Consider the following 10,278-nt stretch of genomic DNA (forward strand, 5'->3'; position numbering starts at 1 on the left):
CACCCTACGCCGGCGGCTGTCACCCACCGGAGCCGCGAGGTCGACTGCGATACCCCGTCTCGTTTGACTGAGACGGGGTATCGCTGCACTATGGGAGGGACCGCCACCGACGCCGGGCCCGCACCCCCGGAACCCGCGCCGGAGCCGGTCGCGCACGACCGACCGCAGCCGCCCTCCCAGGGGAGCACCGATGCCCACCACCCCGATCATGCCCGGCGTCACCGAGCCCACCTACGACCTCGCGACCCCGCTCGACCTCGACTACGCCGGCGCGTTCGCCGACGCGACCGAGGAGGACCGCGCCCACCAGCAGCGCGTCCGGCAGTTCGTCCAGGACGAGGTGCTCCCGGTCATCGACGACTACTGGGAGCGCGCCGAGGTCCCGTTCGACCTCGTCAAGCGCATGGGCGAGCTCGACCTGCTGCGCGACGGCGTCGACGTCGAGGGCCGCCCCCGCGTGAGCCTGCTCGGCGCGGGCCTCGCCGCGATGGAGATGTCGCGCGGCGACGGCTCCGTCGCGACGATCTGCGGCGTCCAGGGCGGCCTCGCGCTGCGCAGCATCCAGATGCTCGGCTCCGACGAGCAGCGGGCACGGTACGCCGAGCCCATGGCGCGCGGGGAGATCCTCGGCGCGTTCGCGCTCACCGAGCCCACCCACGGCTCGGACTCCGTCTCGCTCGAGACGACGGCGCGCAAGGAGACGCGCGACGGCGTCGAGGGCTACGTGCTGAACGGCGAGAAGAAGTGGATCGGCAACGGCTCGTCGGGCCACATCACCGTGGTGTGGGCGCGCCTCGTCGGTGACGACGGCGACGGCCAGGTCCACGGGTTCGTCGTGCCGCAGGACACCCCCGGCTACACCGGCACGACCATCACCGGCAAGGTGTCGCTGCGCGCGATCTGGCAGGCGCACGTCGTGCTCGACGACGTGTTCGTCCCGGCCGAGAACGCGCTGCCCGGCGCGCGGTCGTTCAAGGACACCTCGCGCGTGCTCTTCGCGACGCGCCTCGGGGTGGCGTGGGCCGCCGTCGGGCACGCGGTGGCCTGCTACGAGGCAGCGGTCGCCTACGCGAAGCAGCGCGTCCAGTTCGGCCGCCCGCTCGCCGCGAACCAGATGGTGCAGGAGCGCCTCACCAAGATGCTCTCGACGATCACGCAGCTCCAGCTCCTCGTCGCGCAGATGACGCGCCTCGACGAGGCCGGGACGCTCACCGGGCCGCAGGCGTCGCTCGCCAAGTACACGTGCACGCGTGGCGCCCGCGAGGTCGCGGCGAGCGCGCGCGACCTGCTCGGCGGCAACGGCATCCTGCTGCGCAACCGCGTCGCGCGGCACTTCGCCGACGTCGAGGCCCTGCACACGTACGAGGGCACCGAGTCGGTCCAGGCGCTCATCGTCGGCCGCGACATCACGGGCGTCTCGGCGTTCGTCTGACGGCCCCGAGGGCGCACGCCCTCCTCCTGCTCCCCGGCGCCGCTCGCCCCTCCTCGCGGCGCCGGGGCCTCCCCTTCCCCTTGCCCTCCCGCCTTCTCCCCGGACGGAGCCCCATGAGCACCGACGCCACTCCCCTGCCCGACGCCGCAGGCGTCACCCCCGAGGACGAGGTCACCCCGGTCCTCCTGCACGGCGCGCGCACCCCGTTCGCGCGCTTCCGCGGGGCGCTCGCCTCGCTCTCGGCCCCCGAGCTCGGCGCGCACGCGATCCGCGGCGCGCTCGCGGCGGCGGGCGTCGCGCCCGAGCAGGTGGACACCGTCATCCTCGGGCAGGTCGTCCAGGCAGGCGCCAAGCAGGGGCCCGCGCGCCAGGCCGCGATCCTCGCGGGCCTGGGCTGGGAGGTCCCCACCGTGACGATCAACAAGCTGTGCCTCTCGGGGCTCACGGCCATCATCGACGCGGCCCGGCTGGTCCGCACCGGCGAGGCGAGCGTCGTCGTCGCGGGCGGCCAGGAGTCCATGACGAACGCGCCGCACCTCGTGGTCGGGGCGCGCTCCGGGTTCGCGTTCGGGGACGTGACGATGGCCGACTCGCTCACGCACGACGGCCTGAACGACCCGTTCAGCGGCGAGGTCATGGGCGAGCTCACCGACCGCGGGTGCGCGACGCGCGGCATCGGCCGCCCGGAGCAGGACGCGTTCGCGCTGCGCTCGCACCAGCGCGCCGCCGCCGCGCGCGACGCCGGGCGCCTCGCCGAGGAGATCGCCCCCGTCGAGGTGCCGCAGCGGCGGGGCGAGCCGGTCGTCGTCGAGCACGACGAGGGCGTTCGCGCCGACACGACGCTCGAGGCGCTGGAGCGGCTGCGCCCGGCCTTCGTGCCGGACGGGACGATCACCGCCGGGTCGAGCTCGCCGCTGTCCGACGGCGCGGCGGCGGTCGTCGTCGCGAGCCGCGCCTTCGCCAAGCGGAACGGGCTGCCCTGGCTGGCGGAGATCAGGGCCGCGGGCCAGGTCGCCGGGCCGGACAACTCGCTGCACTCCCAGCCCGCGCGCGCCATCGAGGCCGCCGTGAAGCGCGAGGGCGTCGCCGCCGCGGACCTGGACCTCGTCGAGATCAACGAGGCGTTCGCCGCCGTCGCGCTCCAGTCGATCGCGGACCTCGGCATCGACGCGGACGTCGTGAACGCCGACGGCGGCGCGATCGCGCTCGGTCACCCCGTCGGCGCGTCGGGCGCCCGCCTCGCGCTGCACCTCGCGCTCGCGCTCCGGCGCCGCGGGGGCGGCGTCGGTGCGGCGGCGCTGTGCGGCGGGGGCGGGCAGGGCGACGCGCTGATCCTGCGCGCCTGACGCCCTCGTGGGGCGCGGTGCGCGACTCCGCCGCACGCGTTGCCCGCGCGAACCACCCAGCCCTGGTGCACGATGCTGCACCAGGGCTGGCGCGCTTCTGTCGCCGCGACGTGACGCAGATCGCGCCGTGGTCGGCCGACATCGCGTCATGGATCGCGTCGGGCGCGGTCTCTCTCCCTGGAACCACCCCCGACGAGAGGACCCGTCATGACCACCGTGACCGCCGCAGCCCGCCGCACCGCGAGCCGTGCGCGCCACTCGCACCTGTCCGCCGTCGCCGTCGCGATCGTCGGGCTCGCCGCCGGGTTCGCCGCCGCGCCCTACCTGCTCGGCTGAGCTCCCGCCGCGCCCCGGTGCGGCCCGCTGCCTCGGAACGAGTCGACGAGCGCCCAGACCGCGCTGGCGACGCCTCCGAGGCAGAGGACGGAGAGCGTCGTCAGCCCCAGCGCGTCGAGGACGTCGCCCGCGAGCCAGCCTCGGACCGCTCCCAGGACCGTGAACGGGGCGAGCAGGGCACAGAACAGCAGGATCGCGACAGCCCACCAGCGGCGGTGCCGCTGGTCGCGGGGCGGCTTCGAGAGCCCGTCGTGATACAGCGCCACGCCAGGAGCCTACGGCTCGACGGCACGGCCGGGAGCGCCCGCCAGTTGCTCCTCGAGGCGGTCGAGCAGCGGGACCTGCCCGGCGACGACGAGCCCGCGGGCTCGCGCGAGCGGGAACCAGCCGGCCCGGTCGAGCTCGGGGAACTCCTGCATCCGCCCCGAGCGCGGGGGCCACTCGAGCGCGAACGTGTTGCTGGAGATCGCCGTGACGTCGAGGTCCGCCTCGCGCGCCCACGCCGCCACGAGCTTGCCGGCGCGCTGGCGCACGGTGCCGAGGTCCAGGTCGGGCGCCTGCGCCGCCGGGGCCGGGACACCGAGCTCCTCCGCGAACTCGCGCAGCGCCGCGGCCAGGCCGTCCTCGCCCGGCTCGACCTCACCCTTGGGGATCGTCCACCCGCCCGCGTCCTTGCGTGCCCAGAGCGGACCGCCCATGTGCCCGAGGAGCACCTCGACGACGCCGTCACGGAACCGGTAGAGCACAAGCCCTGCTGACTGCTTCACCCCTCCTTCCTACACAGCCGACGGCGGGACGGCCTGTCGGGACCGGGTTGCCGCCGTGCCGCCGGTGGGTCACGAACCCGGCCCGGGGCGGAGAACCGCCGTCCTCCCGCACCGGAGCGTGTGGGAGGCGCGCCGTAACGTCGGACGTCTCAGGACCGGAACGCACGAGGAGACGACCATGACCACGCCGAGCGTCACGCACCTCAACCCCGCCGGGCTGCACCGCAACCCGGCGTTCTCCCAGGGCACGATCGTCGAGACCGGTCGGACGCTCTACGTCGGCGGCCAGAACGGGACCGACGCGGACGGCGCGATCGTCGAGGGCGGCATCGCGGCCCAGACCGCGCAGGCGCTGCGCAACGTGCTCGCCGTGCTGGCCGAGGCCGGCGCCGGTCCGGAGGACGTCGCACGGCTCGCCGTCTACCTCGACCCCGAGGCCGACCTCATGGAGGGCTTCGCCGTCGTCGGCGAGGTCTGGGGTCCGCACCCCGCGGCGGTGACGGTCCTCCGGGTGGGAATCGGCCGGCCCGGAGCCCTCGTCGAGATCGAGGCGGTCGCCGCCCTGCCCGCGTGATCCGTCCCGGCTGACACCCCTCTCCACGAGCGTGCAGCCGTACCCCCGGCTACCGTCCGGGGGTGCCCGCCGACCCCGCCCCGCGCCGCCCGCTCGGGCGTGCCAGGAGGCGCGCTTTGGGGCGGGCAGCAGCGTACGGGATCGCGGCGTCCGTCCCCGTCCTCGTGCTCGCGTGGCTCGTGCGCGCGGAGTCGGGGCTCGTCGTCGAGGCCGACCGCGCCGCCGTCGCCGCGGCGACCGGGTTCACCGGCGAGCGGCCCGCGTTCGAGCGCACCCTGCTCGTGGGGCAGGAGGTGCTCGCCGCGCGGTGGATGAACCTCGCCGCGATGGGCGTGTGCCTCTGGGCGTGGCGGCGCCACGGCCTCGGGTCGCGAGCGGCCTCGGCGGCGGGGACCATCTGGGGCGCGTGGGCGCTCGGCCTCGGGGCCAAGGAGCTCGTCGACCGCGCGCGGCCCGTCGTCGAGGACGCGGTGACCGTCGTGCCCGGGTCCAGCTTTCCGTCGGGGCACGCGATGAACGCCGCCGCCGTCGGGGTGAGCCTCACGGTGCTCGTGTGGCCGCTGCTCGGGCGACGGGGCCGCGTCGCCGTGGTGAGCGGCGCGACCGCGCTCGCCCTCGTCACCGCGGCCGACCGCGTGCTGCTCGGCGCGCACTATCCGTCCGACGTCGTCGGCGGCATCCTCTTCGGCGGCGCCGTCGCGGGGGCCTCCGCCGTCGGCTACCACGGCTGGACGACCGCCCGGACCGCCCGCTCTTCCGGCTCCGCTCCCAGGAACGAGGTCTGATGCATCCCTTCGTGCACCGCTACGAGCTCGACACGACCCGGCCCACCGCGAAGGAGGTGCTGCGCGACGTCGGTCTCCGGGCGTTCCTCCCCGGCGCGGTCCTGTGGGTGCTCATCGTCGCGACCGGGTTCCTCGTGACGGGTCCACTGGGCGACCTGCCCGGCGAGGTCGGGGTGAACCGCTGGCTCGAGCAGCGGCGCACGCCCTTCTGGGACACCGTGACCGACGTGTTTTCCCTCATCGGGACGACCGAGTTCATCATCGGCGGGACCGTGCTCACGATCCTGCTCGTCTGGTGGCGGACGCGGCAGTGGTGGTTCGCCGTCGTGCCCGCGCTCGCCGTCGCTCTCCAGGCGCTGATCTTCCTCACGTCGTCGATCGTCGTGGGGCGCGAGCGCCCGGACGTCTCGCGGCTCGACGAGGCGCCACCGACCTCGAGCTTCCCCTCCGGCCACACCGGCGCGTCCGCGGCGTTCTACCTGACGCTCGCTCTGCTCGCGCAGCGCATCACCCACCCCGTCCTGCGCGTCGTCGTCACCGTCCTGTGCTGCCTCGTGCCGCTCGCGGTGGGCCTGTCCCGCCTCTACCGCGGCGCCCACGGCCCGGCCGACGTCGTGGTGGGGCTCGTCAACGGCATCGTCTGCTGCGTCCTCGCCTGGAACTACCTCCGCCGCGACGTCCGCGCGCAGCGCTGAGGGTCGACGCCCTCCCACGAGGTTCGCGCGAAGTAGAACCGTGGTCTGGCGAGGTAGAACCGTGGTCGCACCAGGTAGAACCGTGGTCGCACCAGGTAGAGCGTCGGTAGCGCGAGAGAGAAGCCTGCTCGCACGAGGAATCGGGGTCACGCCAGGTGGACGGTGGTCCGTACGGCCCTCCTTGATAGGACGACGGCGGGCCCGGTCCTGAGACCGGGCCCGCCGTCGTCGTGCGGGGGCCGACCGGGCGATGCGCGCCGCCCCGACGACCCGTCAGGTCACTCGCAGAGACCCACCGGGTCCCACGAGCCCCACGTCACGGACCCGGGCAGCTCGCCCTGGGTCCACCACTGGGCCGCGTAGTTCACGCCGGCCCGGGAGACGGTCTGACCGCCGGTGTACACGGCCTCGCGCGACCAGGCGGGAGCGCAGTCCGCGACCTCGACCTCGGGTGCCGTGCCGCACGGCCCGATCTTCTTCCACGCGCCGCTCGTGCCCGGCTCCTGGCTGCGGGTCCACCACTGGGCCTTGTACTCCGAGCCCTCGTGCGAGACGACCTCGCCACCGGTGTAGACGCCCGTGCCGTACCAGGGCACGGCGCACTCGTCGGCCACGCCGGGACCGGGGGTCGCCGCGCGGAGCGTCGAGCCCAGCGCGTCGCCCAGCTCGTTGCGGTAGTCGCCCGAGAGGTCCCACCACATCGCGCCGCCGTAGCCCTGCGTCGCGACGAACTCGGCCTTGGCCGTGACCGACGCCGGGTCGTCGTAGCTCCACCACTGGTCGCCGTCGTAGAGCCAGCTCGCCCCGATCTCCGGGTCGAAGTACTGCTCGCCGTCGAACGACCGCAGCTCCGCGTACGTCCTGGTGCCGACGTAGCCCGCGGCGGGCTGCCAGCCCTGCGAGCCGTCCTCGACGCCGTACCAGCCGTGGCCGTAGGCGGCGAGACCCGCGTTGACCTGCGACGGGTCCGCGCCCGCGTTGACGTACATGCCGAGCGCGCCGTCGAGCCCGAGGCCCCAGTTCTGCGTGCCGTCGGGGTGCAGGTTGCCCTGGTGGCCCGTCTGGTTCGGCACCCAGCCGCCGTGGAAGTCGTAGCCCTGGACGTTGAGGAAGTCCACGACCGCGAACAGGCGGGGGTCGAGCCAGCCGCCCTGTCCTGCGTTCCAGCCGCCGGCCGGCGCGAAGGCCGTCAGGAGGTAGTCCTCACCGTTCGCCGCGCCGCGCGCGTCGAGCTCGGCGCGGAACTCCTCCATGAGGAGCAGGAAGTTCTCCTTGTCCTCGGGGCGGGCGTTCGCCGTCTCGCCACCCGTGACCGGCCACTCCCAGTCGATGTCGATGCCGTCGAAGATGCCGGCCGCGGCGCCCGGACCGCCCTTGCCGTCGACGATCGGCAGGTTCCCGTCGATGTACAGGTCGAGGCACGAGTCGACGAGCGCCGTGCGGCCCTCGGCCGTGGACGCCGCCTCGGAGAAGTTGTCCGACCAGGTCCAGCCGCCGAGCGAGATGAGGATCTTGGTGTCGGGGCTGACGGCCTTGAGCTTCTTGAGCTGGTTGAAGTTGCCCGCCAGCTTCTGGCCGGGCTTGTCGGCCTTGCCGTCGACGGAGTCCTTGGCCGCGACCTCCGCGACGAAGTCGTTGAGGGGGTCGCCCTCGCCGGGGACGTCGGCGATGTCGCACACGAGATCGGTCGTGACGTTGCCGAACGCGTAGTTGATGTGCGTGAGGTCCTCGATCGCGCCGGTGCGGACGAGGTCGGCCACGTGGAAGTCGCGGGTCACGCGCGAGTCGGCCATGACGTAGCCGACGCTGCGGAACCCGTTGATGTCGGACGGCCCGGCGACGGACGCCGCCGGCTTGGCCGTGGGCTGCGGCGCCGCCACGGCGGGCGACGCGAAGGTGGCCGCGGTCAGGGCGAGCGCCCCGATGACGGCGGTGGTCGCGACCGCGCGCGAGCGGGCGGTCGGTGCGGGCGAGGTCTTGGCGAGCGAGCGGCCGGGAGAGGCCGCTCTGGGTGTCGATCGATCGTTCATGAAGGCCTCGTTGCTCTTCGGCCCGGGCTGGGGATCCCGGGATTTGTTCGGTCTCCTGCAACTTACCTGGGCACGACGTGTTTACGCCAGGGTCCGAACGAAAATGGCAAGGTCAGGGTGCTTGTGTCCGACGGCTCATCCGCGGCCCGGGGACGCCCATGCAGAGGTCGGCGTGGCCGTTGTCTGCTGGGGGCGGGTGACACGCTTCCCGTCACCGTCCGCCCAGACGTCCTAGCCTGGAAGCGGCCCGTACTTCTCATGCGACGCACGCGACGAGGGAGTGACTGCGGTGAGGCAGGAGCGGAGCGACATCCAGAGCGGCGAGACGAGGACCGGGACAGGCGGGATCCAGACAGGTACGACCGCGAAGGTCGCCGTGGTCGGCGCGGGGTCGGTCGGGGCGACCCTGGCCTACGCCGTCCTGATCCGTGGGGCGGCGCGGGAGGTCGCCCTGTACGACGTCGACACGGCCAAGGTTCACGCCCAGGCCCTCGACCTCGCGCACGGCATCCAGTTCATGCCGATGGCGCGCGTGGAGGGGTCCGACGACGTCGCGGTGTGCGCGGGGGCGGACGTCGTGGTCGTCACGGCGGGAGCCAAGCAGCAGCCCGGCCAGACGCGCATGGACCTCGCGGCCAAGACCGTCGGCTTGGCACGCACGCTCATGCCCCAGCTCGTCGAGGTCGCGCCCCAGGCCGTCTACCTCATGGTCACCAACCCCGTGGACGTCGTCACCTACGCCGCCCTGAAGTACTCCGGCCTGCCGCGCGCGCAGGTGCTCGGCTCCGGCGCTGTGCTCGACTCCTCGCGGTTCCGGTACCTCATCGCGGACCACGTCGGCGTGGCGGTGCAGAACGTGCACGCCTACGTCGCCGGCGAGCACGGCGACACCGCCGTGCCGCTGTGGTCGTCCGCGACGATCGGCGGTGTGCCGCTCCTGGAGCTCGACCCGTTCGACGGGCGGGAACCGCTGACCGAGGAGGTCCGCGACGCCATCGCGCACGACGTCGTCCACTCCGCCTACGACATCATCGCGGGCAAGGGCGCCACCGCCTACGCGATCGGCCTCGCCGCCTCCCGGATCGTCGAGGCGATCACCAACGACGAGCACCGCGTCATGCCGGTCTCCTCACTGCTGAACGGGTACCGAGGCATCGACGACGTGTGCCTCTCCGTCCCGACCATGGTCAGCCACGACGGCGCCGGGACCCTCCTGCCGACACCCCTGTCGGACGCCGAGCTCACGGCCCTCCGTCATTCCGCCGACACGCTGCGCGCCGCGGCGGACGACCTCGGGCTTTGAGCGAGCACGCCCGACGTTTCCGCGGCGTCGAGGAAGAGCGCGACGCCGAGACGCGCGAAGGGCCCCACAGCCGCGGAATCTCGCAGCTGGGGCCCTTCGGGTGGCGGTAGCGGTGGGGTTCGGTCGCTGGCTTTGGACGACGTTGGTCGGCCTGGACGATCTTCCTTCTGACCTCGGCGGACGCTTCGCTCACGCGTGCAACGCGTTACACGTTCTCGGACTCGTTTGGACGCCAAAGAGGAGGGTAAAGATGGGCTCCAGCATCCTTGTGCGGCGGGGACACTCGGAGGCGCCGGACCGATAGCGGAGCACAAGAGGTCGTCGGAGGTCCTGGTCAAGGGTGGCCGAAGGTCATCGAGGAGCGACGCAGGAGGCGCCCTTGACGCGGGGTGGAGACGGCCGGATGCTCGGCGATCGGTGCGGAGCTGGACGGTGAGGTGGCGCAGGAACTCGACCGAAGGCGCAAGAGTGCGCGGGCTCACCGCTCCAGAATTAGCATCGAGTCATGGGGAAAGAAGAGTCGAGTACACAGGAGTGGTGCCAGCAGTGCGGCGCCACGGTCACCGTCTTCTGGACGCACCTGAGCCAGAAAAACGCCGCGGGCGAGACCGTGGTCGACGTGATTACAGGTCGAGACGCTCAGGGCCACGAGTTCGCCCGGTAGCGAGTACCTGCCTGACGCCTCGATCGCCGATGCTCGCAGACCACGCCGCGCTCGCCTCGACTTGCGACGAGATCAGGTTCCTCGTCCAGGAGTTCAACGTCGCCCGCAGCGTTGCCGAGCGGTTCGCGCAACAAGGTCTGTACGCCAGTCGCGTCGCGAGCCTACCGGTCGACCGTCCGGGCCATCGGCTCGATGGCAGCTCACTCTTGGCGGAGCGGTTGGGCTAACGCGTCGACTATCCGCTCCGGCTAGCTGTACTGACCGGACAGGTTGGTCAAGCGTGTGATGGGTGGCTTGTTCCCGCAGGCGGTGTGGGGACGGTGGTGGTTGTACTCGTGGAGCCATG

General features: G+C 73.0%; 10 protein-coding genes. 7 read left to right on the plus strand and 3 right to left on the minus strand.

The window, feature by feature from the left end; translation table 11 throughout:
* Positions 1-190: 190 nt before the first annotated feature.
* The 3 genes from JN535_RS16270 to JN535_RS21295 all read left to right on the plus strand — a co-directional run bounded on the left by JN535_RS16270 (position 191) and on the right by JN535_RS21295 (position 3,114).
* The gene (locus tag JN535_RS16270; protein WP_205206621.1) at positions 191-1,432 is read left to right on the plus strand and encodes an acyl-CoA dehydrogenase family protein; all 1,242 of its coding nucleotides are present in this window, start codon (positions 191-193) and stop codon (positions 1,430-1,432) included.
* A 113-nt stretch (positions 1,433-1,545) separates the two neighbouring features.
* The gene (locus JN535_RS16275) at positions 1,546-2,778 is read left to right on the plus strand and encodes an acetyl-CoA C-acyltransferase (RefSeq protein WP_205206622.1); all 1,233 of its coding nucleotides are present in this window, start codon (positions 1,546-1,548) and stop codon (positions 2,776-2,778) included.
* A gap of 207 nt (positions 2,779-2,985) precedes the next feature.
* Complete coding sequence (locus JN535_RS21295; protein ID WP_275892248.1) at positions 2,986-3,114, plus strand: hypothetical protein; 129 nt, start codon at positions 2,986-2,988, stop codon at positions 3,112-3,114.
* Here JN535_RS21295 and JN535_RS16280 read toward each other — a convergent pair.
* Together JN535_RS16280 and JN535_RS16285 are read right to left on the minus strand one after the other, a co-directional pair.
* Positions 3,099-3,380, minus strand: a complete 282-nt coding sequence (locus JN535_RS16280) for a hypothetical protein (RefSeq protein ID WP_205206623.1) — start codon at positions 3,378-3,380, stop codon at positions 3,099-3,101. The genes JN535_RS21295 and JN535_RS16280 overlap by 16 nt on opposite strands.
* Positions 3,381-3,389: 9 nt before the next feature.
* Entirely contained in the window at positions 3,390-3,881 is a 492-nt protein-coding gene (locus JN535_RS16285; protein ID WP_205206624.1) for an NUDIX domain-containing protein, read from the minus strand.
* A 178-nt stretch (positions 3,882-4,059) separates the two neighbouring features.
* Here JN535_RS16285 and JN535_RS16290 point away from each other — a divergent pair, with 178 nt between their 5' ends.
* From JN535_RS16290 to JN535_RS16300, 3 genes are all read left to right on the plus strand, one after another.
* On the plus strand, positions 4,060-4,455 hold the full coding sequence (locus JN535_RS16290; protein ID WP_205206625.1) for a RidA family protein: 396 nt from the start codon (positions 4,060-4,062) through the stop codon (positions 4,453-4,455).
* Between the two features lie 116 nt (positions 4,456-4,571).
* A complete protein-coding gene (locus tag JN535_RS16295; protein WP_240201291.1) occupies positions 4,572-5,240 on the plus strand; it encodes a phosphatase PAP2 family protein in 669 nt (222 codons plus the stop codon).
* Positions 5,240-5,935 carry a phosphatase PAP2 family protein gene (locus JN535_RS16300; protein WP_205206628.1) on the plus strand — a complete coding sequence of 232 codons (696 nt, stop codon included), beginning with the start codon at positions 5,240-5,242 and terminating at the stop codon, positions 5,933-5,935. Before JN535_RS16295 ends, JN535_RS16300 begins: the two co-directional genes overlap by 1 nt.
* A gap of 278 nt (positions 5,936-6,213) precedes the next feature.
* Here the strand turns inward: JN535_RS16300 and JN535_RS16305 are convergent, their stop codons facing one another.
* Positions 6,214-7,965 (minus strand): glycosyl hydrolase family 18 protein, encoded by a 1,752-nt coding sequence (locus JN535_RS16305; protein ID WP_205206630.1) that lies wholly within the window; start codon positions 7,963-7,965, stop codon positions 6,214-6,216.
* Between the two features lie 310 nt (positions 7,966-8,275).
* Between JN535_RS16305 and JN535_RS16310 the strand changes: the two genes are divergently transcribed.
* A complete protein-coding gene (locus tag JN535_RS16310; protein ID WP_205206662.1) occupies positions 8,276-9,268 on the plus strand; it encodes an L-lactate dehydrogenase in 993 nt (330 codons plus the stop codon).
* Positions 9,269-10,278 lie beyond the last annotated feature (1,010 nt).

It is taken from the genome of Cellulosimicrobium cellulans, from assembly GCF_016921195.1.
In the GTDB taxonomy this organism is placed as follows: domain Bacteria; phylum Actinomycetota; class Actinomycetes; order Actinomycetales; family Cellulomonadaceae; genus Cellulosimicrobium; species Cellulosimicrobium cellulans_F.